This window comes from Marinomonas sp. CT5, from assembly GCF_018336975.1.
GTDB lineage: Bacteria > Pseudomonadota > Gammaproteobacteria > Pseudomonadales > Marinomonadaceae > Marinomonas.
The window spans coordinates 4375450-4401060 of sequence record NZ_CP025572.1 but is presented as its reverse complement, the minus strand read 5'-3'; the positions used below and the strand labels follow the sequence as shown (position 1 = coordinate 4401060).

The window sequence follows — 25611 nt, the reverse complement described above, 5'->3', positions numbered from 1 at the left end:
TAAGGAAACTGCGATTAAGTCCCCAATATGAGACAATGCCGATCTGACCATTACCTCAAGACCGAATGACATGAATCAGCTTTCCTTCGCCGATACCGAATTTACCAGCAAACGCCGCAAGACTCGCAAAGAGCTCTTCCTTGGTCGGATGAATGAGCTGATTCCATGGCTACAGCTCGAAGCTCAGATTGAGCCGTTTTACCCAAAAGCTGGCAATGGTCGGCGTCCATACCCTCTCGCTACCATGCTGCGCATTCACTTTATGCAGAACTGGTACAACATGAGTGATCCAGCGATGGAAGATGCCCTTTACGAGATCACCTCTATGCGGCTGTTTGCTGGCCTATCATTAGAAGGTGCGATCCCAGACCACACGACCATCATGAATTTCCGTCACCTGCTTGAGAAGCATAAGCTGGGTCGTAAACTCTTCAAAGAAGTAAACAAATGGCTGTCTGATTCTGGCACCTACTTTAAAGAAGGGACAATCGTTGATGCGACGATTATTGAGGCAGCAAGTTCCACCAAAAATAAATCTAATGCACGCGATCCCGAAATGCACCAAACGCAAAAGGGAAAACAATGGTTCTTTGGCATGAAAGCTCACATCGGTGTTGATGCAAAGCGTGGGTTAGTTCACAGCTTCACCACGACGCCTGCCAATGATCACGATTTAAACCAGTTGACGGAACTTCTTCATGGCAATGAGTCATTTGTATCGGCGGACTCTGGCTACCGTGGCGTAGAAAAGCGCACAGAAACAAAAGATAAGAATGTCGATTGGCGAGCGAAAGTCGAGCACCCGTTTAGAATACTGAAATGCCAGTTTGGGTTCCGCAAAGTCGTCTACAAAGGCCTGTCTAAAAATGACAACAAACTCGCCGTGCTGTTTGCACTTGGAAATTTGTTACGAGTAGATCAGATGATACGTTCTGCACGGGGTTAATCCGTCCAAATAACGGTTGTAAGGTGCTTGAAGTACCTTACAAGTGGGTTAAGTGGTGATTAAATGTCGCTTCTGAGGAAATACTGTCACAAGCTGAAAGTCAGCTAAAAATTGTCTTACTTGTTCGTATGTTCCCTTTCAAGCTATAGTCGATTGAAATACAGCGTTATCCCTAAAGTCGCTCTGAGCTACTATAGCGAAGTGCTTGGATTTGTTGATGACAATGATCCGTCTTGGTATATGAGCGTAGAGGATATAAAAAAACGTTTTCTTCCTTCTAGTCAATCGGAAGCTTTGACTCCAAGTGTTGAGGTTAGCGGTGATGCTGAGTTTATGCCCTTATCGGAAAGTGGGAACCTTGCGACCACTCAATTACTGGAAGAATTTACATGTGCAAACTGTCATATTAAGGGAGACATGTACATTGGAGTTAATAAAGTAGATAGGCTGATAATTCATTGTGCCCACTGCAAGGCCACTTATAGATATAAATTTTTCGATACTATTTTATCAAAATAGCTATTTAGTGATTAATGGTGTTTATCTCATTGATTTTAAATAAAAAAACAATGAGTTTTGGGTGAAGAGGGGAAAGATGTGCCTATCGATAAAATCAATTATAAAGCGAAGAAGAGGCGACGTTATTCGAAAGAGGTTTTTTATCAAGCTTTGCGAGACTCTTTTAATAAAATGGTTGTTGATGGGGCTGGTACTGAAATTTCTAAAACTGCAATAATTGCTAATGCTCTATTTCCTGATGGAAGCTCTGTCGGTGAGACAACTCTCTACGGAAAGAGCCCTAAAACAAAAGAATATATTCATAAAGACTTTTTATTAGAGCTAGATGGCTTGATTGACTCAACTAAAGGTTCATCAAGAAAGAAAGAAGAGGCTACAGGTAATAAAAGTAGAAAAGAAACGGCTAAAGAGACTGTTGCAAGGTTGCGTGCGGATAAGAAACGGTTAGAAATGGAGAATTCGTCAATTTTGGCTCAGTTTGTGATGCTTGAAGATGGTGTAACCAAGTCAAAATCCAATACAGATAGAAATACAATCAAGATGTTAGAGCAAGAGCTTTACATAGTCTCTTTCATGCTAAATCAACGCATTGGGGGAAGGGCTAATGCAATTGCTGAGAGAGTAAAAAATCATGAGGTGAAGTATGATGGCCAGCAAAGTCTAGTGCTCGCAAAGAAAAAGGTTTCCATGCTAGAAAAAGAGATACGGGAGTCAACTGTTGCCTCAATGTTTGGTAGTATAGACGAAAATTAGTGCCCTTTTCTTATGTGTATATAGTAAGGTAATAGGTTTTTGTTTTTAAGTTTTTGATTTTAAAGAATAAAGAGGTTTTTATGAGTAAAGGGACAGTGAATAAAGTCATCTTGATCGGTAACGCAGGCAATGATGCCGAAGTGCGTTTTATGCCATCTGGCGCGGCGGTTGCTAATGTTAACTTGGCAACAACAGAAAGCTGGCGTGATAAGCAAACGGGTCAAATGCAAGAGCGTACTGAATGGCATCGTGTTGCTTTTATGGATCGTGGTAATTATCGCTTGGGTCAAATCGCAGGCGATTTTATAAAAAAAGGCTCTAAAGTCTATGTCGAGGGCTCTTTGCGCACTCGTGAGTGGGAAAAAGACGGAATTAAACGTTACACAACAGAAATTGTTGCGAACGAAATGCAATTGTTAGATGGGCGTGGTGATAATTCAGGTCAACAAAGTGGCGGCTATGATTCCATGCAAGGTGGTGGCGGTTACGGCAATGCGCCAGTGCAGCATGCACCTCAACAAAGTGGTTATGGTCAGGCGCCACAACAAGCTGCTCCGCAGCAAAACGCACCACAGAGTGGCTTCAACCAACCTCAAAGTGGTTACGGTCAAGCGCCACAACAACCTGCCCCTCAGCAGGCCGCTCCACAAGCACAGCCACAGTCTTTCGGTAGCTGGGGTAATGCACCGCAGCAAGCGCCAGCTCAGCAAGCTGCACCGCAACAGCGTGCGCCACAACAGCCAAAGCCTCAACAGGCGCCAAACTTTGATGACTTTGATGATGACATCCCGTTCTAAAGCGTTCATGTATTAACGAGGTTTGATTTGGAAAAGGCTGCACATTGTGCAGTCTTTTTCGTATTAGAAGCGTAAACACTTGTTACCGATATACGCTAACGTGTTGGGTAAATTGTGTTGTCGCTGAAGCGTTAAAAATTATAGTACTGAGGTGGTTATGCTTGATCTAGACTTTAGTTTAATTTTCCATCATTTGACTCAGATGGGCTTGGCGTTTTTGCTTTCTTTGCCCATTGCTCTTAATCGAGAGCACAATGATCGTGGTGCGGGGCTGCGTACATTTCCATTAGTAACGATTGCATCATGTTCTTTTATGTTGGTCGGTATGAGTGTGTACGAAGGGTCTGATGCGGAGGCGAGAGTGATGTATGCGGTTATTACTGGTATGGGTTTTATTGGTGGCGGTGCTATCTTTAAGAGTGGTGATTCTGTCTCAGGGACTGCGACGGCAGCCGGTATTTGGAATACCGGTGCTATTGGTATCTCAGTGGCTTATAGTCGCTATGAAATCGCTATACTTTTGTCGTTAATTGGTTTCTTAATATTTCAGTTTTCTGGCGCCCTAAAAAAGCAGAGTGATGTTGCAAACAAAAGCTAGTTTAGTCTTTATTGGTTCTTTTAAGTGGGCTATTGGTAAGGAGTCTGATATGGCGGACGTAATGAGCATAAGATATTTCATATTATTGCCATTAGTTATAAATAAAGCGATATACTGCGTTGTGGAGTTATCCACATTTCCGTAAACTTCTTCCTCAATTTTATATAGGTTTATGAAGGTGTATTTTAGACATCCTTTTAGTTATCAGTACTGAAATGAGTCGCTTAATCAGAACTATTATAGAAAGGCTCCTGATTGGGGCCTTTGTTATAATAATAGGGTGCTAGTCAGCGGTCTAAGCTATGCTAGAAGCAAGTGCTAGGAAGAGGGTTTAGGTTGTGAACGACGAAGATGAAATGTCTTTGTTCGCTCAAGAGGTGGCTGGTATTAAGCCGCTTAAAAAAAGCGAAGTATACCTGGGCAAAAAAGGTCCTCAGGTCGACTTCTCAGCTCGCCAAAAGGCGGCTTTGATCGCTAAAGAGGCGGACAGAAATCATTTGTCGCAAGACTATGTTGAAAAAGTAGAACCAAATGATGTGCTTGAATATAAGCGCTCTGGTGTGCAAGACGGGGTGTTTAAGCGCCTTAGGCAAGGCAAGTATGGTATTGAGGCTCGATTAGATTTACATCGCCATACTGTCGCTCAAGCGCGAGAGCAGGTGTATCAATTTGCCGATGATTGTATGCGTAATGATATCCGTGTCGCTATCATTGTCCACGGTAAAGGCGATCGTACTCCTGATCCTGAAATTCGAGCAATGATTAAAAGTCATATTAATAAATGGCTGAGAGAACTGGATGTTGTCATGGCATTTCATAGTGCGCAGCGACATCATGGTGGTTTGGGTGCCGTGTATGTATTGTTTAAGAAGACAGAAAAAGCACGCTTGGATGATTGGGAAAAACATCAGAAGCGCTAATGTGTTGTTTTGTCTTATATGGGTGTATTCATGTTAGTTCGTGCAGTAAAAGCCATGTTTTTGCTATAATCCCGTCACTTTGCTGTCTTGAGTTTAATCAGGCTGCCCCAACACAATGTAATTATCGTATTCTAATTCTATCGAGGTAGAGAATGGCAAATAGCACCGCGCACCATCCTGCGTTTACGTTTCTTCGCAGTGAGTTTATTGATGCTCTAAATGTAACTGTTCAAGAATTTGAGCACACTGTCACAGGTGCTAAGCATTTTCACATCGCGTCTGAAAATGATGAAAACGTCTTCTTGGTTGGATTAAAAACGGTTCCAACGGATTCCTGTGGTGTGGCACACATTCTTGAACACACTGTATTGTGTGGATCTGAGCGTTTTCCTGTGCGTGATCCTTTCTTCATGATGATTCGCCGTTCTTTGAATACATTCATGAATGCCTTTACCTCTTCGGATTGGACGGCCTACCCATTTGCCAGCAAAAACAAGAAAGATTTTCATAACCTTTTAGGCGTCTACCTAGATGCGGTGTTCTTTTCGCGTCTGGATGAATTGGACTTCTCACAGGAAGGCCATCGCTTAGAGTTCGCTGAGCCAGAAAATGCGGACTCAGAGCTAACGTTTAAGGGTGTTGTGTTTAATGAGATGAAAGGGGCGATGAGCTCTACTACATCAGTGTTGTGGCAGACACTTACGAAATATTTGTTCCCGAATAATACGTACCATTTTAATTCTGGTGGCGAGCCTGCGGATATTCCAGATTTATCTTATCAAGACTTGTTAGCGTTTTATCGTACTCACTACCATCCTTCCAATGCGGTATTCATGACCTTTGGTGATATCCCTGCAGAAACATTGCAGGCGGAATTTGAAGAAAAAGTACTGAGTCGTTTTGAACGACTCGAAAAGCAAGTTAGCGTACCAAATGCCAAGCGTTACTTTTCTCCGGTGCGAGTGGAGGAAGGCTATGCTGAAGATGAAGTAAAAGAAGATGGCAGTCATGTGGTTGTTGGTTGGTTGTTGGGTGAAAGCACCGACTTAAACCAGCAATTTGAAGCGCAATTGCTTTCTAGTGTTTTACTAGATAACAGTGCCTCACCGCTACTAAGGGTTTTAGAGAATAGTGATCTTGGTCGTGCTCCGTCACCTATGTGTGGTCTTGAAGACAGCAATAAAGAAATGAGCTTCATGTGTGGGTTAGAAGGTGTTAAACGAGAAGACGCGGCAAAGGTTGAAGCTTTGGTCTTATCGACGCTTGAAAGCATTGCAGAAAAAGGCGTTGAGCAAGACATGGTGGATGCCATGTTGCACCAATTAGAGTTAAGTCAGCGTGAAGTGGGTGGTGGTAGCTACCCTTATGGTTTGCAATTGATCTTAGCTGGTTTGTCTACAGCGGTGCATTCTGGCGATGTGATTGCCCAGCTTGATTTGGACCCTGTTATTAAGGCGATGCGTGAAAAGGTACAAGACCCGCAATATATTCCTAATTTGATCAAAAGCTTGCTGTTGACGAACGCCCATCGCGTGACTCTGACGTTAAGCCCTGATGATGCCCTTGAAACACGCCGTAATCAGGCTGAGAAAGATCGTCTAAGTAAGATTAAAGCGGCATTGTCTGATGCAGAGAAACAACAAATTATTGCACGAAGTGCCGCATTGAAAGCGCGTCAGTCTCAAGTCGATGACATGAGTATTCTGCCGAAAGTAGGCCTCGAAGATGTGCCTGCGCGTTTGCCTGAATATGAAAACAAGAAACTAGCGACCAGCTTGCCGATTACCTTTTACCCGCAGGGTACCAATGGCTTAGTGTACCAACAGCTGGTGATTGATTTGCCTCAATTGGATGCAGAGGAAACTGAGTATTTGCCTTTGTTTTCTTCAATGATGACGGAGTTGGGGATAGGGGATGCGGACTATCTTGCCGTGCAAGAGCGTCAAGCTCAAGTTTGTGGCGGCTTAGGGTCTTCCAATTCAATTCGTGCCACAGTGGAAGATCGCCAAGCCCTAAATGGGTATTTTATTCTGTCGTCAAAAGCGCTGGTGACCAATGTTAAAAGCATGAGTGAATTGCTAAAAGATACTATGCTTAATGTGCGTTTTGATGAAGTGAGTCGAGTAAAAGAGCTGGTGGCTCAACGACGAGCTCGTCGTCAGCAGTCTATTACAGGTCAAGGTCACTCGCTGGCGATGACGGCCGCTTCCAGTGCTATATCTGGTTTGGCTGCTCAGCAAGAGAAATGGAGTGGCATGTCTGGTATTCGTTCTGCCATTGCATTAGATGACGCCATGAAAGCGGACAACAGCAAAGTGGAAGAGGTTTTGGTTGTCTTTAAACGCTTGCATCAGAAGCTATTGAAAGCGAACAAGCAGATGCTGTTAGTAGCAGAGCCTCAGCACGAAGCGGATGTATTAAGCGCCGTTGAGACGGTGTTCAGCGATTTGCCAGTAGGCACCGAACAGGCTAAATTTTCTATTGACCCAGTTGAGTCTAAAACCAATGTAGCCTGGCTGACGTCAACCCAAGTGAACTTCTGTAGTAAAGCCTTTCGAACGGCGTTTGGTGATCATTCAGATGTTGCTGCATTGACCGTTTTAGGTGGCTTCTTACGTAATGGGTTCTTGCACAGAGTGATTCGAGAACAAGGTGGTGCTTACGGTGGTGGTGCGACCTTTGATGGTAGCACTGGCTCCTTCCGTTTTTATTCGTACCGCGATCCTCGTTTAACAGAAACCTTAGCGGACTTTGATGCTTCGATTGAGTGGATGCTAAATGAAACGCATTCTGAGGATGCGTTGGAAGAGGCGATCTTGGGTGTGATTGGTTCGATGGATAAACCAGGGTCACCTGCTGGAGAGGCACAGAGTGATTTCTATGTACAGCTTCACGGTCGTAGTTTGGCTTATCGAGAAGCCTTTCGCGGCAAAGTGTTATCAGTGACGCTTGAGCAGCTGAAGCACGTCACAAAAACCTATTTAACAAGAGAGAATGAAAACGTTGCAGTTGTAACGTCAACATCGAAACGCGCGGAGCTAGAAGCGTTAGGTTTTGATATTCAAAGCCTTTAATAAAATATATAACAAAAATCAAACCAGTTTTTACTGACGGAAAATTAAATGGATCAGTTTCACGATATACGCCCTTATAACGACGATGAGGTCGCCGAGGTGTTGAACAATTTGGTCGAAACGCCAGATTTTATTAATACAATTATTGGTTTTCGCTTTGCCCAGTGGCCTAAGTTTCTTAAAGCGCCATTGGCATTTGGGGTTAAACTTGCACTGAAGCGTCAAATTTCTAATATTTCAAATGTCCATGATTTTCAAATGCGTGTCGCAAGTTATATGGAGCGTATGATAAAAACGACGACCACGAATGTTGAATACCGTGGTATTGAGAAGTTAGAGAAAGGCACTGGCTACTTGTTTCTGTCTAATCACAGGGACATTGCGATGGATCCGGCGTTTGTTAACTATGGGCTGTATTTGGCAGGGTTAGATACGGTGCGTATTGCAATAGGAGACAATCTACTGCGCCGCCCTTTTGTGTCTGACCTGATGCGTCTTAATAAAAGCTTTATCGTCAAACGTTCAGCAAATGGTATTCGGGAAATGATGGCTGCTTTTGGTCAGCTTTCCGCTTACATAACAGAATCGTTGACGAAAGATCAGGCTAATATTTGGATTGCGCAAAAAGAGGGTCGAGCGAAAGATGGTTTGGATCAAACGGATCCTGCCATTATTAAAATGTTTTTTATGAGTCAGAAAAAGGAGAAGAAAACTTTTCCGGAGGCAATGGCGAACTTAAAAATTGTTCCTGTTTCTATTGCTTATGAGTATGATCCTTGTGCTTTTGATAAGGCGCGCGAACTACATCAAAAAACCACAACTGGCAATTATGAAAAAGCGGAATTTGAAGATATAGACAGTATTAAAAATGGTATTGTTGGGCAAAAAGGCAAGGTAGTGATTACTTTTGGGAATGTCATAAAAGATGGTTTTGAAACCCCAGAAGAGTTTGTTGCAGAAGTGGATCGTCAAATCATTACAAATTATGCGATTCAATCTACCAATGAGGCTGCATTGGCTTTATTGCAAGGCTTACCTTCAACCGATAGTGCATTTTCAAGCTATCTTGAGCGTTGCCCTGAAAATCTAAGAGACACTGTGTTAGCAATGTATGCAAATCCATTGAAACAGCAGCAGAAATATTTAAACAGTTATGGGGAGTAGGCTGTCAATGAGTATTTGGGAGTCAGCAAGATCTTGGGTCGGCTCGACGTTTTTTTCTATTTACTACATGGTTTCGACCATTATATTTGGTGTTCTTGCGCCTTTCGCGACAGTATTGCTGCCAAGGAATTATCGTCAACCAGTCTTAAATTTACATAACAAAGGGTTGTTGTTCGTTTTTCGAGTTTTTTGCGGTGTGAATGTTGAGATAGTCGGTCTGGAGCATATCAATAAGAACCGTCCCGTTGTGCTGGTAGCAAACCATCAAAGCGAATGGGAAACGTATGTACTGCAAGTCTTAATGGCTCCAGTTTCAACGGTATTAAAGAAAGAGTTGTTATCGGTTCCTTTCTTTGGCTGGGGGTTGCGTATGGTGCAGCCTATTGCCATTGACCGTTCTCAACGCACGAATGCGTTGAAACAGATCATTAGTCAGGGTAAAGAGCGTTTAGATGATGGTCGCTCTGTGTTGATCTTTCCGGAAGGGACGCGGATAGCGCCGAATGCTGAACAAGCCTTTAATAAAGGTGCAGCTATGCTTGCAACCTCGGCCGGAGTGCCAATATTACCTGTTGTGCATAACGCGGGTTATACGTGGCCAGGAAAAAAGTGGCGTAAATATCCTGGCTCTATTCGTGTGGTTATTGGTCCAATCATAGAGTCTGAAGGTAAAAAGACGTCTGCATTGCATGAAGAAATGGATGCGTGGATGCGTGCTGAAATGGCCAAGCTTCCTAAAGGAAATGACTTTTTGTTTTAGCTCAAGCTCATACTAAAGCGAAGACATAAAAAGACCCCCAGTAATTGGATAGTCCAACTATTGGGGGTCACTTCATCATTTGATGCGGCTTTTTTTACTCTATAAAGAGTTGGTTTAAGCAGTGTATTTTTTGAATACTAGACTGGCGTTAGTGCCGCCAAAACCAAAACTGTTAGACATGATTAGGTTCAAGTCTGCATTATCTTTGCGAGTGGTTACAACCGGGATGTTTCCTGCTGCTGGATCAAGTTCATCAACGTTTGCTGATGCTGTAATGAAGTTATTTTCCATCATTAGCAAGCAGTAGATAGCCTCATGAACACCAGCTGCCCCCAAGGAGTGACCTGATAGAGATTTTGTTGAGCTAATTAATGGGATTTTGTCGCCGAACGTTTCATTAACCGCTTGAAGCTCTTTCATGTCGCCCGCAGGTGTACTTGTGCCATGAGTATTGATGTAATCGATGTCGCCATCAATTGTGCTCATCGCCATTTGCATACAGCGCACTGCACCTTCACCAGATGGAGCAACCATGTCATAACCATCAGATGTTGCACCGTAACCAACTAGCTCAGCATAGATTTTTGCACCACGCGCTTTAGCGTGTTCTAGTTCTTCGATAACCAACATGCCGCCGCCGCCAGCAATGACAAAACCATCACGGTTTGCATCGTAAGCACGAGAGGCTTTTTCAGGTGTTTCGTTGTATTTAGAAGACAGGGCTCCCATCGCATCAAACATACAAGTTTGAGTCCAGCTCTCTTCTTCACCACCGCCAGCGAAAACGATGTCTTGTTTGCCTAGTTGGATAAGCTCCATAGCATTACCGATACAATGAGCACTTGTAGAACAGGCTGATGTGATCGAATAGTTAACGCCTTTGATTTTAAAAGGAGTCGCCAAACAGGCAGAAACGGTACTACCCATAGTTTGAGTTACACGGTATGGTCCAACGCGTTTAACGCCTTTTTCGCGAAGCGTATCGGCTGAATCAACAAGGTTTTTAGCGGATGCACCACCAGAACCTGCAACCAAGCCTGTACGGATGTTAGATACTTGGTCTTCTGTTAGGCCTGCATCTTGAATGGCTTGTTGCATAGATACATACGCGTAAGTTGCAGCATCGCCCATGAAACGGCGAACTTTACGATCAATGCTTTCTGCATCTAAATCAATTCGACCACAAACATGGCTACGAAAGCCATATTCTTTGTAATCTTCAGCGAAACGAATACCAGATTGGCCCTCGCGCAAGGAGTTTAGAACGCTCTCTTTGTCATTGCCTAGGCAGCTGACAATGCCAAGACCTGTTACTACTACACGACGCATAAATGTGCCTCTTTCATTCTTAATCTTTAGAAGTTATCAGTTGACGTGAATAAGCCAACACGCAAATCTTTTGCAGTGTAAATTTCACGACCATCAACTTTTACGCTTCCGTCTGCAATTCCCATCACTAACTTACGCTCAATTACGCGCTTAAGGTGAATGTGGAAGGTAACTTTTTTTGCGGTAGGAAGAATTTGGCCTGTGAATTTTACTTCGCCAGAACCCAGTGCACGTCCGCGACCTTTATTTCCTTTCCAACCTAGAAAAAATCCTACCAGCTGCCACATCGCGTCTAAACCAAGACAACCTGGCATAACTGGATCTCCAGGGAAGTGACACGCAAAAAACCATAGATCAGGGTTGATGTCTAGCTCAGCAATAATTTCGCCTTTGCCATGTTCCCCGCCTTCAGTCGAGATGTGAGTAATGCGATCCATCATTAGCATATTGCCTACAGGAAGTTGGGCATTGCCTGCACCAAACATTTCACCGTGGCCGCATTTTAATAGTTCGTCTTTTTCAAAAGATGAAGCTGTAGTCATTATAGTCCTATATCCACATCCAGCCGATGACTCAAAAATAGTCCGGCGGATTGTCGTGGTCCAGTTTGCAGTAGAAAATCCAGCTAATTATATCGGTTTGGAGGCCTAATATGAATGTTTGAACGGAAAAAAACCAAATTACCTGCATGAAAAATGATCGTTTTTGCATTAATGCCTTACTTTGAGGGCGTTGTCAGAGGAAAAAGTCAGTTTTAATCGTATGGTATTGCCACTATTTGTCGTTTTTTTTCTGTTATTATGCTGACTTTAGCAATGTTGTGCTGCCTGTGAGTATATTTATGCCTCTCAAAAGAGAAACCAATTTAGCTGCTTGGCAATATCCATTTGATGGTGGTTATATTCAAGGATATCGAAGCGAAATGAACGAAGATCAGTCGACGATTCATTTCCTTCATGGTAATGGCTTTTCTGTGCGGACATATTTGAACTTTTTGGAGAAAATTAAAGGGTATAACTTAATCCTGCAAGATGCTGCAGGCCATGGTGGGTCGACTCCAGGTGATTCTTTTATCGGCTGGAACGCCACGGCTTCTCGTTTTGCTGAAGCACTTAGTGTGCAGAAAGAGATTATTCCGAAGAAGGAGCTGATCGGTATCGGGCATAGTTTCGGTGGTTGTATGACAGCGCTAATGAGTGAGCAAACGCCTGAACTTTTTGATCGCTTAGTCTTGTTAGATCCTGCACTTTTCCCGCCTCGCTTAATTTGGATGATGCGCGGTGTGAGGTTGGCGGGTTTAAAAAGTCAGATTCCTTTGGCAAAACAGGCTCGCCGTCGTCGAACTCAATGGGAAAGCTTCGCTCAAGTGAAAAGTAGTTTTTTCGAAAGAGGAACCTTTAAAGGTTGGGAGTCAGCTTGTTTGGAGGATTATATAGCCTCTTCTATTAAACGTGATGAAAAAGGGCATTATCAATTGGGCTGTCCATCTTGGATGGAAGCGGCAATTTTTGCCAGCTACCCTAAGCGTCTTTGGCATTTAATAGCCAAAATATCTGTACCGACTTGTATTATCCAAGGTAAAGATACTTTTGATTATTTTAAAGAAGCCTATCGATTAGCAGCAAAACTTAATTCCAATATTAGAGTGATTGAAGTTGATGGCGGGCATTGTTTTATGCAGCAAAACTCTTCAATGGCGGCAGGAATTGTGATGGATGTTCTACAGGGGAATGCATAATAAACCCAAACAAAGTTAACTGACTTCGTTTGGGTTTATTGATAGTAACTAATTGCGACGTTTCACAGAGGCATTGGCCAATGTAACAAGTGCTTTTTTGTAGTCAGATTCTGGCAATTCGGCTATAGCTTTTATGGCTAGATCTGCTTGTTCTTGTGCTTTTTGCTGAGTGTACTCAATAGCGCCACAGTTTTGTACGTCGTTTATAATGGTTTCTAATTGCTCAAGTCCACCGGTTAATATCGCTTGTCTGACTCGTTCTACGGCGTCTTTAGGACCATTTTTCATTGTATAGATGAGAGGCAGAGTGGGTTTACCTTCTGCTAGATCATCACCCACGCTTTTTCCCATTTCTTCTGCTGTGCTGGTGTAGTCCATAACATCATCAATGAGTTGGAATGCGGTTCCCACGTACATGCCAAAGTGCCTTAGGGCTTCTTGATATTCTGTACTGGCTCCAGCAATGACGGCGCCACAAAGTGCTGCCCCTTCAAACAGTTGTGCTGTTTTGTACTGTATGACTTTTAGGTAGCTCTCTTCCGTTGTGTCTGGGTCACCACAGTTTATAAGTTGTTGAACTTCACCTTCGGCAATGATGTTGGTTGTTTTGGATAAAATGCTCATGCATTCCATGCTGCCCACATCCACCATGATTTGAAAGGCGCGAGAATATAGAAAGTCACCAACTAGAACGCTTGGTGCATTACCCCATTCTTCGTTCGCCGTCTTTTTTCCTCGGCGCATGTTGGATTCATCGACCACATCATCATGGAGTAAGGTTGATGTGTGGATAAACTCAATGATGGTCGCCATTTGAATGGCTTGTTCAAGTTTCTTTTTATCCAGGTCTCCACTTGCTCGTGCTGCTAATAATACCAGCAGTGGGCGTAGGCGTTTGCCGCCATTACTAATGATGTAGTAGCCGATTTGCTCTATTAGAGGGATGTCACTACTAAGTTGTGACACAATATAGTCGTTCACTTGGCCAAATTCATTGGCCACAACGTCGTGTATTTGTATAGGTTGCATGCAATTTCCGAAGCTAAATAGTCTCAAGCTGATCAGCAAGTGTGCCTCATGCTAGGTAAGGCTTGTGTCAGGGTCAACCTTAAATACGAAAAATATATAAAGACGTGGCTTTTGGCTTGTATTGAGTGGTGTGATTTTGTACAATCTCGCGTCCGATTTACCCACATTTTGCTCCCTATCATATGGTTAGTGATTTTTGATCGATTCGGTCAGAAACTTATTGCCACTAGAAGTAGGTCAAATTCAATTTCAGTAGCCGGGTAAATCTCATTGGAGAAGAACATGTTTGCAGTGATCAAAACTGGCGGTAAACAATACCGTGTAGAAGAAGGCCAAACCCTTAAGGTTGAGAAATTAGCTGTTGAAGAAGGTGGCGCGATTCAATTCGACGACGTTCTTCTTGTAAGCAATGGCGACGACGTTAAAGTTGGTGCACCAGTTGTAGAAGGCGCTAAAGTAACAGCTGAAGTTGTTGCTCATGGTCGCGGAGATAAAGTGAAAATCTTGAAATTCCGTCGTCGTAAGCATTCTATGAAGCGTATGGGTCATCGTCAGTGGTTCACAGAAGTGAAAATAACTGGCATTAACTAAGTGCTAACTATTCAAATTTAAGGAGTAAGTCATGGCTCATAAAAAGGCGGGTGGTAGTACTCGTAACGGTCGCGATTCCGAGTCGAAACGATTAGGTGTCAAACGTTTTGGTGGTCAAGTTGTGATCCCAGGTAACATCCTTGTTCGTCAGCGTGGTACTCAGTTCCATCCTGGTGTTGGTGTTCAAATTGGTAAAGATCACACTTTGTTCGCTGTTGCTGAAGGCCAAGTGAAGTTTGAAGTAAAAGGTAAACTTAAGCGTCGTACAGTTTCTGTCGTAGCGGCTTAATTACTGCTAAAAACTTAAAAAGAGCTCCGCGACGCGGGGCTTTTTTTTTGGAAAAATTCTATAATCAGACTCTATTGATTCTGATAATCCACCGACGAGGTGATTTTGTGAAATTTGTTGATGAAGCCAGTATCTATGTAAGAGCGGGTAAGGGCGGTAATGGTTGTTTGAGTTTTTGGCGCGAAAAATTCGTTGCGAAAGGCGGTCCTGATGGCGGTGATGGGGGAAACGGAGGTAGTGTAATACTGGTTGCTGATGAATCTCTAAATACTCTCATTGATTTTCGATTTACGAAAAAATACATCGCTGAAAGTGGCGAGTCTGGGCAAGGTCGAGATATGACAGGCTCGAAGGGAGCTGATCTTGAAATTAAGGTGCCTATTGGGACAACTGTTATTGATGATGATACCGGTGAGACGCTTGGTGATCTTGTTCGTGCTGGTCAGAAGTTAAAGGTTGCTCAGGGTGGCCATCATGGCTTGGGGAATACTCGATTTAAGTCCAGTACCAACCGTGCTCCACGCCAGACGACAAAAGGTACGGTAGGCGAAGAGCGTACATTGAAGCTGGAGATGAAAGTGTTGGCTGATGTCGGGTTGCTTGGTCTTCCTAATGCCGGCAAATCTACCTTTATTCGTTCTGTTTCATCAGCTAAGCCTAAAGTAGCGGATTACCCTTTTACAACTTTGGTGCCGAATCTTGGTGTGGTGAAAGTTAAAAAGCATCAAAGTTTCGTTATTGCCGATATACCAGGGATTATTGAAGGGGCGTCTGAGGGGGCTGGTCTTGGTATTCGCTTCTTGAAGCATTTGGTGCGTAATCGTATTTTGTTACATATTGTTGACTTGGCTCCTTGGGATGAAATTACCCCTGCTGAAGCGGCTGTTATTGCCGTAAATGAGTTGCATCAGTTTAGCCCTGCGTTAGCGGAGCGTGATCGTTGGTTGGTATTGAATAAAACGGACATGGTTCCTGAAGATGAGCTGGAAGAGCGCTGTCAAAGTGTTATTGATGCACTTGGCTGGGAAGGTAAAGCATATCGTATTTCTGCTATATCTGGTGAAGGTACAGAGGTATTGTGTTTGGATTTGATGACAGCCCTTGAAGAACAGCGTGAGCTGTTATTAGAAAGTCAGGAAGCGCGTGAGAAAGAAGAAGCAATGCGTGCTTTGATAGACGAGGAAGGTCGTAATCGCATTATGTCATTGCGTGAAAAACGTCGTAAAGCAGGTCAACAGCTTGATGATGACGATTTCGACGACGATGATTACGATGTTGAAGTGGAATACGTTAGCTAATCTGATTGGTGAGAATAAGTAGTATCATGGAAATGCGAGAAAAAATAGCTAAGGCGCAACGTATCGTTGTCAAGATAGGCAGTGCATTATTGACCAACGATGGGCAGGGGTTAGATGTTGCTCGGATTGGTCTTTGGGTCGCACAAATTGCTGAGTTAAGAGCGCAAGGCAAGGAAGTGGTTCTAGTTTCTTCGGGCTCAATAGCGGCTGGCATGAAGCGTCTTGGTTTTTCTTCTCGTCCTACGCAGGTGAATGAGTTGCAGGCCGCCGCCGCCGTTGGACAGATGGAATTGGTTGGCGTGTATGAATCGCATTTTGAGAAGCATGGCTTATGTACGGCGCAAATACTGCTAACACATGATGACTTATCTAATCGTCGACGTTACTTAAACGCTCGATCTTCATTGCGAACACTGCTTGGTCTTGGTGTTGTACCCATAGTTAATGAAAATGATACGGTTGTAACCGATGAAATTCGGTTTGGTGACAATGATACGTTGGGAGCCTTGGTGGCTAACCTTGTTGAAGCTGATATTTTGATTATTTTGACTGATCAGCAAGGCTTGTATGATAAAAATCCGCGCGACCATAAAGATGCAACATTAATTTCGCATATTTCAGCATCAGATGACCGTCTTGAGTCCATGGCCAGTGGTGGGGCTGGCGTGTTAGGTAGTGGTGGAATGCTGACAAAGGTTCGAGCGGCACTTTTGGCTGCGCGTTCTGGTGCTGATACCTTGATTGCTTCTGGCCGAGAAGAGGGTGTTATTACTCGTGTTGCTGCGGGTGAAGCACTGGGAACTTGGTTGCAACCAGAACACGGTAGAGTGGCGGCGCGTAAGCAGTGGTTAGCGGGGCATTTGAAGAGTCGAGGGGCTTTGATTTTGGATGATGGTGCTGTAAAGGCGTTGCGTAAGGCGGGTACAAGTCTTTTACCTGTCGGAGTGAAAGATGCTCAAGGGACGTTTTCACGTGGTGATATGGTGATTTGTGTTGATTTGCAAGGCGACCTAGTTGCTCGTGGACTAGTGAATTATAGTGTGGCTGAAACATTGAAGTTACTTGGCCAGCCTTCGTCTAATATTGGGGATATCTTAGGTTATAAAGGTGAACCAGAGTTAATTCATCGCGATGATTTAGTTATTATTTAAGGGGTTAGGTTTGTCATGGCAAAGCCAGGTAAAGTGGGTTTAGATCGCGTGCTTAGTGCTACAAAGTATTCTTATCAGGGGTTGCGGGCGCAGTGGAAGCATGAGGCTGCATTTCGACAAGAATCTGTTTTGTTTTTGATTTCTTTGCCTTTTGCTATTTGGTTTGGAGATACCGGGCTTGAGCGAGCCGTGTTGATTTTTTCTGCCGGAATGGTGTTGATTGTTGAAACGATTAACTCCAGTGTGGAGGCGGTTGTGGATCGTATCAGTGATGAGCATCATGAATTGTCAGGACGTGCTAAAGATTTGGGGTCCGCAGCGGTTATGTTGGCTTTATTTTTGGCCGCAGTGGTTTGGCTGGTAGTGTTATTTGGCTAGCGCGAGAATTTTGAAATGGATTTCAATAGCAAATAAAAGATATAAAAAAACCGGCATGTGCCGGTTTTTTTATAGGTATTAGGCCAGTGCTTTGATTTTAGCACTCAAGCGGCTCTTATGACGAGCTGCTTTGTTTTTGTGATATAGGCCTTTGTCAGCGGCTTTGTCTAGCTTAGAAGTTGCTAGAACGTAAGCTGCTTGTGCGTCAGCTTGATTGCCTGCTTCGATAGCTGCATCTACTTTTTTCAAGTAAGTGCGAACCATTGAACGAAGGCTACCATTGTGAGCGCGGCTTTTTACTGCTTGGCGCGCGCGTTTTTTTGAACCGGCGGAATTTGCCACGGTCTGGCTCCTTTAATTTTGGAATAAGTAATGACCCAGCACTCTGCTGTGTCATGAAATTAATGTCAAGTGTTAACTTTGAAATCTCGCGGCGGATTTTACCAGTTTTTGGCGCTGTCACAACCCTATTATACAAAAATTAGTCAAATGAGCTTATATATTTGGCTGCGCTCAGGTAGTAGCAGGTGTTATTCTGTACTCATCTATCTACTGCTTATGTCGTAATTTTTTATGTCTGAAAACAAATCTTCTTCGGATAAGGCTCCTAAGTCTTTGTCTTTGTTACGTTCTGGTGTCTTGGTTTCTGTCTGTACGTTCCTTTCTCGTATTTTGGGTTTGGTGAGAGATGCGGCTTTGGCGTATGTGTTAGGGGCGAGTGGTAGTGCGGATGCATTTTATGTTGCTTTTAAAATTCCTAATTTTTTTCGCCGATTATTTGCAGAAGGGGCGTTTGCTCAGGCTTTTGTGCCGGTTTTAAGTGATTATCGAGTGAAAGAAGGCAAAGAAGAGGTTCGTGTGCTTATCTCTGCGGTCACAGGATCGCTCGCCTTGGTGTTGTTGTGTATCACTGCGCTTTTTATGGTGTGCGCCCCTTGGGTGGTTTATGTGTTTGCACCGGGGTTTGCGGCGGATGATGGGCAGGCAGCATTGGCCTCTAATTTGTTGGTTATTACTTTTCCCTATTTGTTATTTATTTCGCTAACGGCATTGGCTGGTGGCATTTTAAACGCGCACGGTGAATACGCCGTACCGGCGATTACTCCGATTTTTCTCAATCTCTCTTTAATAGTTGCTACCTTATGTTTTGCTCGGACAGCGGCTCAGGCTGAGACGGCCGTTGCTTGGGGTGTGTTTTTTGCTGGTTTGCTTCAGTTGATGTTTCAAGTGCCATTTTTGGCAAGGTTGCGATTATTGCCAATGCCCACATTAGGCTTTCGTCATCCAGGGGTAAAAAGAATTTTGCTCTTGATGGGGCCGGCTTTATTTGGTGTGTCTGTGAGTCAGATTAATTTGCTGCTGGATACGGTCTTGGCTTCCTTTTTACAGACAGGGAGTATTACTTGGCTGTATTTGTCGGATCGCTTATATGAATTGCCATTGGGGATTTTTGCGATTGCTATCAGTACAGTGATTTTGCCTTCTTTGTCGCGCAGTTTTTCTGGTGGGGAGTCGTCTAAGTTTTCGGATACATTGGATTGGGCGTTACGCATCTTGTTGTTAATTGCTATTCCATCCTCTCTTGCGTTGTTTATGCTTGCTGAGCCTTTAATAGCCACCATCTTTTACCGAGGTGAGTTGACGGTCAATGATGTTCATATGGCGGCGCAAAGTCTTCAGGCTTATTCGTTGGGGTTGGTGTTTATGATGTTAATTAAAGTGTTAGCGCCTGGCTACTATGCTCGACAAGATACCAAAACACCGGTGCGTATCGGAATCATTGCAATGGTATCGAATATGGTTCTGAATCTAATGTTGGTTTGGCCGCTGGGACATGTTGGGCTGGCATTGGCAACCAGTCTATCGGCAGGGCTAAATGCTTTCTTGCTGTGGCGCGGACTGTACAAGAAGCAATATCATGTGTTTTCTGCTCAGTGGGGGCGTTTGCTGCGAATATTGTTAAGTGCCACTCTTGCTCTTGGTGGATGTTTGTATCTTGTGCTTCTTCAGGGTTGGCAGTGGACGCAGATGGATGACTTGTATCGTGTTGTCTGTACCTTGGCGGTTGTTGTCTGTGGTGTGCTGGTGTACGTTCTCGTTGCGGTCGCTGCGGGGTTGCGTCCTTCTATTTTTAAGCATTAGGTGTATTAAAGTGTTTTTGTCTTGATGATGGGTTTGCACAGCTTGTTCAAGTTCTGGCCTACCTTCATTAGGTTAACTGCTATATAATCCCTGATATTTTTTCGACGCTGGGGTTAATTGTTTTGTACGGGGTTCTATGGAGTTAATTCGCGGTATTCATAATATCCGTTCAAAGCACAAAGAATGCGTGCTGACGATAGGGAATTTTGACGGTGTTCATTTAGGGCATGGTGCCATTTTGGCGCGCGTCAAAGCTCTGGCTAAGCAATATAATTCGCCTTCTGCGATTATGATCTTTGAACCTCAACCAAGAGAGTTTTTTGGGCCGGAGACTGCGCCAGGCCGTATTAGTCGTTTGCGTGATAAGGTGAAGCTGCTAGAAGGACATGGCGTTGATTATGTTCTTTGTATGCCGTTTAGCCTTAAGCTTCAACAGTTAGATGCTCAGGCATTTTGTCAGCAGATTTTGCTAGATGGTTTGTCGGTAAAGCATTTGGTGGTAGGAGATGATTTTCGCTTCGGCTGTGACCGCCAAGGTGACTTTTATTACTTGCAAGAGTTCGGCGGTCGGCAGGGTTTTGATGTTGAGAATACGCCTTCGGTATTAAATGCTTTGGATGAACGAGTCAGTAGCACTCTGGTTAGAGATGCTCTTGAACGTGGCGATATTGCGGCGGCCCAGCTGAATATGGGGCACGCTGTTTCGTTAAGTGGTCGAGTGAGACATGGACAGCAGCTAGGTCGGAAATTAGGTTTTCCAACGGCGAATGTACACCTTAAAGGCACTAAGTCTGCTCTTTCTGGCGTATACGCTGTGACCTTTTTGGTTGATGGCGTTTCCCATAATGGCGTTGCGAATATTGGCGTACGTCCTACTGTTCAAGGTAAGACACCAATATTAGAGGTACACCTGTTAGATTTTAGTGGTGACCTGTACGACAAATATGTGCAGGTCACTTTCTGTCACTTTATTAGGGCAGAGCGAAAAATGGCCAGCTTAGATGCGCTGGAAAAACAAATTCAATGTGATAAAGAAGAAGCGTTACGCTTTTTTGCTAATCAGTGAAAAGATGATCTTTGAGGATGAATCGATAAACCATGAGTGATTATAAACCGACACTGAATTTGCCAGATACTGACTTCCCAATGCGTGGAGATTTGGCAAAACGTGAACCTGCAATGCTTAAGCGTTGGCAGGATATGGACCTATACCAAAAAGTACGTGATGTGAGTAAAGGCCGTAAGTCTTTTATTCTTCATGATGGTCCTCCTTACGCAAATGGCAGTATTCACATTGGTCACGCAGTTAACAAAATCCTCAAAGATATTATTGTTAAGTCTAAAACTGTCAGCGGCTTTGATGCACCTTATATCCCAGGTTGGGATTGTCACGGTTTGCCAATTGAGCATAAAGTTGAGCAATTGATTGGCAAGGCGGGAGCGAAAGTTTCTTATAAAGAGTTTCGTGCTAAATGTCGCGAATATGCTTACTCGCAAATCGAAGAGCAGAAAAAAGACTTTATCCGTCTTGGTGTGATGGGGGATTGGGAAAATCCTTATCTGACGATGAACTTCCAAACGGAAGCCAACATTGTTCGCGCTTTGGGTAAAATTGCAGAAAACGGCCATTTGGTAAAAGGCTTTAAGCCAGTTTATTGGAGTGTTGTTGGTGGTTCTGCGTTAGCTGAAGCGGAAGTGGAATACCAAGATAAAACCTCTTTATCTTTAGATGTTCGTTATGCGCCTCAGGATGAAGCGGCTTTGTTGGCTAAATTCTCTGCTGTTGAAGGTGAAGGTAACGTCTCTGTGGTGATTTGGACGACAACGCCTTGGACGCTTCCTGCAAGCCAAGCAGTTTCTATTCACCCAGAGTTTAATTATGCCTTGGTTGAAGTGGATATGGGCTTGGGCAAAGAGCGCCTGATTCTCGCTGAAGATATGGTTGAAGGCGTCATGTCTCGTTATGGCGTTGCTGATTTCCGTATTGTGGGTCGAGCAGTAGGTGCTGACCTTGCGGGTACTGTTTTGAATCACCCATTCTTGCAGCGCGATATCCCTGTCATCTTGGGTGAGCATGTTACCACTGAAGCGGGTACCGGCTGTGTGCATACCGCACCAGATCACGGTGTTGATGACTTTAATGTTGGTCGTGAAAACGGCATTGGTACAATCAATCTTGTTCAAGACAATGGTGTTTACTCTGACGCGGCTGGCGAGTTTGCTGGATTGCATGTCTATAAAGTGGATGATGCTATTCTTGAAGCGCTAAACCGCAACAATGCTTTAGTGTTTGAATCCAAGATATTCCATAGTTACCCACATTGCTGGCGTACTAAAACCCCATTGATTTTCCGTGCAACACCTCAGTGGTTTATCAGTATGACCAAAGAAGGTTTGCTAGACGCTGCCAAGCATGCTGTTGAAGGGGTTAAGTGGGTGCCAAGTTGGGGCCAAAACCGCATGGAAGGCATGTTGAACAATAGCCCAGATTGGTGTGTGTCTCGTCAGCGTACTTGGGGTGTGCCAATTGCATTATTTATTAATAAAGAGACTCAAGAGCTTCACCCTGAAACACCTCGTTTAATCGAAGAAGTTGCTAAGCGTATTGAGGTCGAAGGCATCGATGCTTGGTTTGAGCTAGAAGCCGCGGACTTGTTAGGGGCAGATGCAGAAAAATACAGCAAGGTAACGGACACATTAGATGTGTGGTTTGACTCTGGTGTGACTCATTACTCGGTTATTGATCAGCGTGATGAGTTGAGCTTCCCTGCAGATTTGTACCTGGAGGGTTCAGATCAACATCGTGGTTGGTTCCAGTCTTCGTTGAAAACCTCTATGGCGATTCGAGGGGTGCCACCTTATAAGCAAGTACTGACTCATGGTTTCACTGTAGATGGTGATGGTCGTAAGATGTCTAAGTCTTTGGGGAATGTATTGTCTCCACAGAAAGTCATGGATACCTTGGGGGCTGATATTATCCGTTTATGGGTAGCGGCGACCGATTACACCACAGAAATGACAGTGTCTGATGAAATCCTTAAGCGAGTAGCGGACTCTTATCGTCGTATCCGAAATACGGCGCGCTTTATGATGGCAAACTTGAATGGCTTCAATCCTGCTACCGATATGGTGTCTTCTAATGACATGATTGCATTGGATCGTTGGATTGTTGATCGTGCAGCGCTATTGCAAAAAGAATTGAATACCGCTTACAACGAATATCAATTCCATACAGTGAACCAAAAAATCCAGAACTTCTGTTCTGTGGATTTAGGCGGCTTCTATTTGGATGTTATTAAAGATCGTCAATACACAACGCAAAAAGACAGCTTGGCACGTCGTTCTGCACAGACTGCGCTTTATCATGTAGTGGAGGCATTCTCTCGTTGGATTGCCCCTATCTTGAGTTTCACAGCGGATGAAATTTGGCAAACCCTTCCCGGCGAGCGTAGTGAATCTGTGTTCTTGGAGACTTGGTATGAAGGTCTTGAAGAACTAGCGGGCGATGAGCCAATGGGGCGTGACTTCTGGAAACAAATGCTTGAAGCAAAAGTAGCGATCAATAAAGTATTAGAAGCGGCTCGTAGTGAAGGTAAGATGAAAGCAAGTTTAAGTGCTGAAATTACACTTTATTGCGATGAAGAGTTAAAAGCTGTATTAAACCGTCTTGGTGAAGAATTACGCTTTGTATTGATTGCTTCCGAAGTTAAGGTGTTGCCTTTGTCTGAAGCGGATGAAAATGCGGTAGCAACGGACCTTGAAGGTTTGAAAGTTCATGTTGAACTGAGCAAATACACCAAGTGTGTTCGCTGTTGGCATCACCGTGAAGAAGTGGGTAAACGAGAAGCGCATCCAGAACTATGTGATCGTTGTATCTCTAACTTACCTGATGGGGAAGGTGAACAGCGCCTTTACGCTTAATGACTGTTTTAACTGTTTGGAAACGAGTTCAGCGCTGGTGGGCGCTGGCTCTTATTCTTTTTGTTTTAGATTGGGTGACAAAACAGGCCATTGAATCGAATTTGTTTTATGGGCAAGAGATCGCTGTTTTTCCATTCTTTGATTTAACGTTGCGCTATAACACCGGTGCTGCTTTTAGCTTTCTTGCTCAGGCTGGTGGCTGGCAGCGTTGGTTTTTTTCCTTCATTGCTTTGGCTGTTGTTGTTGGCATTAGTTGGCGCTTGGTTAAGATTGCTGAAACAAATCGATTGGAGTCTCTAGCGTTAACCCTTGTGCTTGGTGGTGCGATTGGTAATCTCTATGATCGTTTAGTTTATGGTCATGTAGTAGATTTTTTGCAGTTTCATTGGCAGCAATCTTGGTATTTCCCCGCATTTAATCTTGCAGACAGTGCTATTACTATTGGTGTTATTTTAATGTTGCTTGAAAGTTTTGTGACCAAAAAGCAAGAAGGTGAAAAAGAATGAGCGTAATTACGGCAGCAAGCCGAGTCACTCTGCATTTTGAGTTGTCACTTGAAGATGGCCAAATTGTTGATTCTAACTTTTCTCAGTCTCCAGCTAGCTTTGTCTTTGGTGACGGTAGTTTGTTGCCTGATTTTGAATCTGCTCTATTGGGGATGACGGCAGGGCAAGAGGCTTCTTTTGTGATGCCGCCAGAAAAGGCGTTTGGGGCGCACAATGAAAGTAACATACAGCGCATCCCTCGTTCGCAATTTTCTATGGATCTTGAAGAAGGCATGGTGGTGTCTTTTGCTGATATGAGCAAAAACGAACTTCCCGGTGTTATTGCGGAAATTGGTGATAAAGAGGTGGTGGTTGACTTCAATCATCCTCTTGCTGGTCGCTCGTTAACTTTTAAAGTAAGAATTGTTTCTGTTGATGAGGCTGATGTATGAGTTTTGCGATTCAACTTGCCAATCCGCGTGGCTTTTGTGCGGGCGTTGATAGAGCAATAGATATTGTGAATCGTTGCTTAGATTTGTTTGAAGCGCCAATTTATGTTCGCCATGAAGTTGTTCACAATAAATTTGTTGTTGAATCGCTGAAGGCCAGAGGTGCTGTTTTTGTCGATGAGCTTGACCAAGTGCCAGACGATAATATTGTCATCTTTAGTGCTCATGGTGTATCAAAAGCCGTTCGAGATGAAGCGACTAATCGTGGATTGAAGGTATTCGATGCCACTTGTCCATTGGTGACAAAAGTGCATTTAGAAGTGTTGCGATACTCTCGTGACGGGATGGAATGTATTTTGATCGGTCATGACGGGCATCCGGAAGTTGAAGGGACCATGGGACAGTATGATGATCGTCAAGGGGGAGCTATTTATTTAGTCGAGACCCCAGAAGATGTAGAAAAACTCCAAGTTAAGAATCCTGAGCGCCTTGCTTTTGTGACTCAAACTACCTTGTCTATGGATGATACTTCGGTTGTTATTGATGCTCTGCGTAATCATTTTCCAATGATTCGAGGCCCTAAAAAAGATGATATTTGTTATGCCACTCAAAATCGCCAAGATGCCGTGAAGACATTGGCTGAAGAGTCTGAGTTGGTGTTTGTGGTTGGCTCTGTGAATAGTTCAAATTCGAACCGTCTACGTGAATTGGCGGAAAGAATGGGCGCAAAAGCTTATTTGATCGATAATGCTAATGAAATTAAACGTGAATGGTTGGAAGGCGTTTTCAGTATCGGCGTGACCGCGGGGGCTTCGGCACCTGAAGTGCTTGTTAACGAAGTAATAGATCGTCTAGTTAAAGAAGGGGGAAGTGCTCCTCAAGAACTAAAAGGCAGAGAGGAGAACGTCTCTTTTTCTATGCCGAAGGAACTGCGTATTGTTGAAGTTTGATTAATTTGAAATTAATTTAAGAATTCTTAAAAAAAGGGTTGCACAAAATCTGTAGATCCTTAATATACGCCCTCGCTGACACGGACAAGGCTTCAGAGCAACGAAGACCAAGTTCAACTAACCAAACATAAGTTTGCTTAGTCATTCAAGTTAGCACGCTCTTTAAAATAGATAATCAGATAATTTGTGTGGGCGCTCGCTGGAGGCTTCAGAAGATCCTTTTAGGATCAAAAAAATTGAAGTCTTGCGAAACGTCTAACACGTCAATTCGCTTTATGTTGGCTTGTTGTTCTTCGGGACAGTGAGTCGATTAAGTTATTGTTAGTGTAA

At 43.8% G+C, this 25611-nt stretch carries 25 protein-coding genes; 21 read left to right on the top strand and 4 right to left on the bottom strand.

Going from position 1 to position 25611, the window contains the following annotated elements; genetic code table 11:
• The first annotated feature begins 70 nt into the window (after positions 1-70).
• The 9 genes from C0J08_RS20895 (at position 71) to C0J08_RS20855 (ending at position 9531) form a co-directional block, all read left to right on the top strand.
• Complete coding sequence (locus tag C0J08_RS20895; RefSeq protein WP_212653813.1) at positions 71-946, top strand: IS5 family transposase; 876 nt, start codon at positions 71-73, stop codon at positions 944-946.
• A 153-nt stretch (positions 947-1099) separates the two neighbouring features.
• Positions 1100-1465, top strand: coding sequence for a hypothetical protein (locus tag C0J08_RS20890; protein WP_212653812.1), 366 nt, complete (start codon positions 1100-1102; stop codon positions 1463-1465).
• A gap of 78 nt (positions 1466-1543) precedes the next feature.
• Positions 1544-2218: a hypothetical protein gene (locus tag C0J08_RS20885; protein ID WP_212653811.1), complete on the top strand. Its 675-nt coding sequence runs from the start codon at positions 1544-1546 to the stop codon at positions 2216-2218.
• 80 nt (positions 2219-2298) lie between these two features.
• Complete coding sequence (ssb, locus tag C0J08_RS20880; RefSeq protein ID WP_212653810.1) at positions 2299-3015, top strand: single-stranded DNA-binding protein; 717 nt, start codon at positions 2299-2301, stop codon at positions 3013-3015.
• 157 nt (positions 3016-3172) lie between these two features.
• The gene (locus C0J08_RS20875) at positions 3173-3613 is read left to right on the top strand and encodes an MgtC/SapB family protein (protein ID WP_212653809.1); all 441 of its coding nucleotides are present in this window, start codon (positions 3173-3175) and stop codon (positions 3611-3613) included.
• A 338-nt stretch (positions 3614-3951) separates the two neighbouring features.
• A complete protein-coding gene (gene smrA, locus C0J08_RS20870) occupies positions 3952-4533 on the top strand; it encodes a DNA endonuclease SmrA (protein ID WP_212653808.1) in 582 nt (193 codons plus the stop codon).
• Between the two features lie 152 nt (positions 4534-4685).
• Entirely contained in the window at positions 4686-7607 is a 2922-nt protein-coding gene (locus tag C0J08_RS20865; protein ID WP_212653807.1) for an insulinase family protein, read from the top strand.
• A 48-nt stretch (positions 7608-7655) separates the two neighbouring features.
• The gene (locus tag C0J08_RS20860) at positions 7656-8771 is read left to right on the top strand and encodes a 1-acyl-sn-glycerol-3-phosphate acyltransferase (RefSeq protein ID WP_212653806.1); all 1116 of its coding nucleotides are present in this window, start codon (positions 7656-7658) and stop codon (positions 8769-8771) included.
• A 7-nt stretch (positions 8772-8778) separates the two neighbouring features.
• Positions 8779-9531: a lysophospholipid acyltransferase family protein gene (locus tag C0J08_RS20855; protein ID WP_212653805.1), complete on the top strand. Its 753-nt coding sequence runs from the start codon at positions 8779-8781 to the stop codon at positions 9529-9531.
• Positions 9532-9645: 114 nt separating this feature from the next.
• Here the strand turns inward: C0J08_RS20855 and fabB are convergent, their stop codons facing one another.
• Positions 9646-10860, bottom strand: coding sequence for a beta-ketoacyl-ACP synthase I (gene fabB / locus C0J08_RS20850; protein ID WP_212653804.1), 1215 nt, complete (start codon positions 10858-10860; stop codon positions 9646-9648).
• Positions 10861-10886: 26 nt separating this feature from the next.
• Complete coding sequence (fabA, locus tag C0J08_RS20845; RefSeq protein ID WP_114412685.1) at positions 10887-11402, bottom strand: 3-hydroxyacyl-[acyl-carrier-protein] dehydratase FabA; 516 nt, start codon at positions 11400-11402, stop codon at positions 10887-10889.
• Between the two features lie 299 nt (positions 11403-11701).
• On the opposite strand from fabA, the gene C0J08_RS20840 reads away from it, so the two are divergent.
• Positions 11702-12598: an alpha/beta fold hydrolase gene (locus tag C0J08_RS20840; RefSeq protein ID WP_212653803.1), complete on the top strand. Its 897-nt coding sequence runs from the start codon at positions 11702-11704 to the stop codon at positions 12596-12598.
• Positions 12599-12646: 48 nt separating this feature from the next.
• Here C0J08_RS20840 and ispB read toward each other — a convergent pair whose 3' ends face one another.
• The gene (gene ispB / locus C0J08_RS20835; RefSeq protein ID WP_212653802.1) at positions 12647-13627 is read right to left on the bottom strand and encodes an octaprenyl diphosphate synthase; all 981 of its coding nucleotides are present in this window, start codon (positions 13625-13627) and stop codon (positions 12647-12649) included.
• Positions 13628-13909: 282 nt separating this feature from the next.
• On the opposite strand from ispB, the gene rplU reads away from it, so the two are divergent.
• The 5 genes from rplU (at position 13910) to C0J08_RS20810 (ending at position 17334) form a co-directional block, all read left to right on the top strand.
• Positions 13910-14218 (top strand): 50S ribosomal protein L21, encoded by a 309-nt coding sequence (gene rplU, locus C0J08_RS20830; RefSeq protein ID WP_110577396.1) that lies wholly within the window; start codon positions 13910-13912, stop codon positions 14216-14218.
• Positions 14219-14249: 31 nt separating this feature from the next.
• Positions 14250-14507, top strand: a complete 258-nt coding sequence (gene rpmA, locus C0J08_RS20825; RefSeq protein WP_111608656.1) for a 50S ribosomal protein L27 — start codon at positions 14250-14252, stop codon at positions 14505-14507.
• 107 nt (positions 14508-14614) lie between these two features.
• Entirely contained in the window at positions 14615-15805 is a 1191-nt protein-coding gene (gene cgtA, locus C0J08_RS20820; RefSeq protein WP_212653801.1) for an Obg family GTPase CgtA, read from the top strand.
• A gap of 26 nt (positions 15806-15831) precedes the next feature.
• On the top strand, positions 15832-16956 hold the full coding sequence (gene proB / locus C0J08_RS20815; RefSeq protein WP_212653800.1) for a glutamate 5-kinase: 1125 nt from the start codon (positions 15832-15834) through the stop codon (positions 16954-16956).
• A 15-nt stretch (positions 16957-16971) separates the two neighbouring features.
• Entirely contained in the window at positions 16972-17334 is a 363-nt protein-coding gene (locus C0J08_RS20810; protein WP_212653799.1) for a diacylglycerol kinase, read from the top strand.
• Between the two features lie 78 nt (positions 17335-17412).
• Here the strand turns inward: C0J08_RS20810 and rpsT are convergent, their stop codons facing one another.
• On the bottom strand, positions 17413-17676 hold the full coding sequence (rpsT, locus tag C0J08_RS20805) for a 30S ribosomal protein S20 (RefSeq protein ID WP_012071893.1): 264 nt from the start codon (positions 17674-17676) through the stop codon (positions 17413-17415).
• Between the two features lie 231 nt (positions 17677-17907).
• On the opposite strand from rpsT, the gene murJ reads away from it, so the two are divergent.
• The 6 genes from murJ (at position 17908) to ispH (ending at position 25281) form a co-directional block, all read left to right on the top strand.
• Positions 17908-19476: a murein biosynthesis integral membrane protein MurJ gene (murJ, locus tag C0J08_RS20800; protein ID WP_212653798.1), complete on the top strand. Its 1569-nt coding sequence runs from the start codon at positions 17908-17910 to the stop codon at positions 19474-19476.
• Positions 19477-19612: 136 nt separating this feature from the next.
• Entirely contained in the window at positions 19613-20542 is a 930-nt protein-coding gene (gene ribF / locus C0J08_RS20795; RefSeq protein ID WP_212653797.1) for a bifunctional riboflavin kinase/FAD synthetase, read from the top strand.
• Positions 20543-20574: 32 nt separating this feature from the next.
• Positions 20575-23397: an isoleucine--tRNA ligase gene (gene ileS / locus C0J08_RS20790; protein ID WP_212653796.1), complete on the top strand. Its 2823-nt coding sequence runs from the start codon at positions 20575-20577 to the stop codon at positions 23395-23397.
• Positions 23397-23903 carry a signal peptidase II gene (lspA, locus tag C0J08_RS20785; RefSeq protein WP_212653795.1) on the top strand — a complete coding sequence of 169 codons (507 nt, stop codon included), beginning with the start codon at positions 23397-23399 and terminating at the stop codon, positions 23901-23903. Before ileS ends, lspA begins: the two co-directional genes overlap by 1 nt.
• Complete coding sequence (locus C0J08_RS20780) at positions 23900-24334, top strand: FKBP-type peptidyl-prolyl cis-trans isomerase (RefSeq protein WP_212653794.1); 435 nt, start codon at positions 23900-23902, stop codon at positions 24332-24334. The genes lspA and C0J08_RS20780 overlap by 4 nt, the downstream gene beginning before the upstream one ends.
• On the top strand, positions 24331-25281 hold the full coding sequence (gene ispH / locus C0J08_RS20775) for a 4-hydroxy-3-methylbut-2-enyl diphosphate reductase (protein ID WP_212653793.1): 951 nt from the start codon (positions 24331-24333) through the stop codon (positions 25279-25281). Before C0J08_RS20780 ends, ispH begins: the two co-directional genes overlap by 4 nt.
• Positions 25282-25611 lie beyond the last annotated feature (330 nt).

What these genes read in the sequence shown, in the direction of transcription:
- ileS (WP_212653796.1), top strand. Translation starts at nt 20,575, where the DNA reads ATGAGTGATTATAAACCGACACTGAATTTGCCAGATACTGACTTCCCA.
- fabA (WP_114412685.1), bottom strand. Translation starts at nt 11,402, where the DNA reads ATGACTACAGCTTCATCTTTTGAAAAAGACGAACTATTAAAATGCGGC.
- C0J08_RS20860 (WP_212653806.1), top strand. Translation starts at nt 7,656, where the DNA reads ATGGATCAGTTTCACGATATACGCCCTTATAACGACGATGAGGTCGCC.
- murJ (WP_212653798.1), top strand. Translation starts at nt 17,908, where the DNA reads ATGTCTGAAAACAAATCTTCTTCGGATAAGGCTCCTAAGTCTTTGTCT.
- C0J08_RS20810 (WP_212653799.1), top strand. Translation starts at nt 16,972, where the DNA reads ATGGCAAAGCCAGGTAAAGTGGGTTTAGATCGCGTGCTTAGTGCTACA.
- proB (WP_212653800.1), top strand. Translation starts at nt 15,832, where the DNA reads ATGGAAATGCGAGAAAAAATAGCTAAGGCGCAACGTATCGTTGTCAAG.
- C0J08_RS20865 (WP_212653807.1), top strand. Translation starts at nt 4,686, where the DNA reads ATGGCAAATAGCACCGCGCACCATCCTGCGTTTACGTTTCTTCGCAGT.
- ispH (WP_212653793.1), top strand. Translation starts at nt 24,331, where the DNA reads ATGAGTTTTGCGATTCAACTTGCCAATCCGCGTGGCTTTTGTGCGGGC.
- C0J08_RS20840 (WP_212653803.1), top strand. Translation starts at nt 11,702, where the DNA reads ATGCCTCTCAAAAGAGAAACCAATTTAGCTGCTTGGCAATATCCATTT.
- ribF (WP_212653797.1), top strand. Translation starts at nt 19,613, where the DNA reads ATGGAGTTAATTCGCGGTATTCATAATATCCGTTCAAAGCACAAAGAA.
- C0J08_RS20895 (WP_212653813.1), top strand. Translation starts at nt 71, where the DNA reads ATGAATCAGCTTTCCTTCGCCGATACCGAATTTACCAGCAAACGCCGC.
- ssb (WP_212653810.1), top strand. Translation starts at nt 2,299, where the DNA reads ATGAGTAAAGGGACAGTGAATAAAGTCATCTTGATCGGTAACGCAGGC.
- rpmA (WP_111608656.1), top strand. Translation starts at nt 14,250, where the DNA reads ATGGCTCATAAAAAGGCGGGTGGTAGTACTCGTAACGGTCGCGATTCC.
- fabB (WP_212653804.1), bottom strand. Translation starts at nt 10,860, where the DNA reads ATGCGTCGTGTAGTAGTAACAGGTCTTGGCATTGTCAGCTGCCTAGGC.
- C0J08_RS20875 (WP_212653809.1), top strand. Translation starts at nt 3,173, where the DNA reads ATGCTTGATCTAGACTTTAGTTTAATTTTCCATCATTTGACTCAGATG.
- C0J08_RS20855 (WP_212653805.1), top strand. Translation starts at nt 8,779, where the DNA reads ATGAGTATTTGGGAGTCAGCAAGATCTTGGGTCGGCTCGACGTTTTTT.
- C0J08_RS20780 (WP_212653794.1), top strand. Translation starts at nt 23,900, where the DNA reads ATGAGCGTAATTACGGCAGCAAGCCGAGTCACTCTGCATTTTGAGTTG.
- rplU (WP_110577396.1), top strand. Translation starts at nt 13,910, where the DNA reads ATGTTTGCAGTGATCAAAACTGGCGGTAAACAATACCGTGTAGAAGAA.
- ispB (WP_212653802.1), bottom strand. Translation starts at nt 13,627, where the DNA reads ATGCAACCTATACAAATACACGACGTTGTGGCCAATGAATTTGGCCAA.
- lspA (WP_212653795.1), top strand. Translation starts at nt 23,397, where the DNA reads ATGACTGTTTTAACTGTTTGGAAACGAGTTCAGCGCTGGTGGGCGCTG.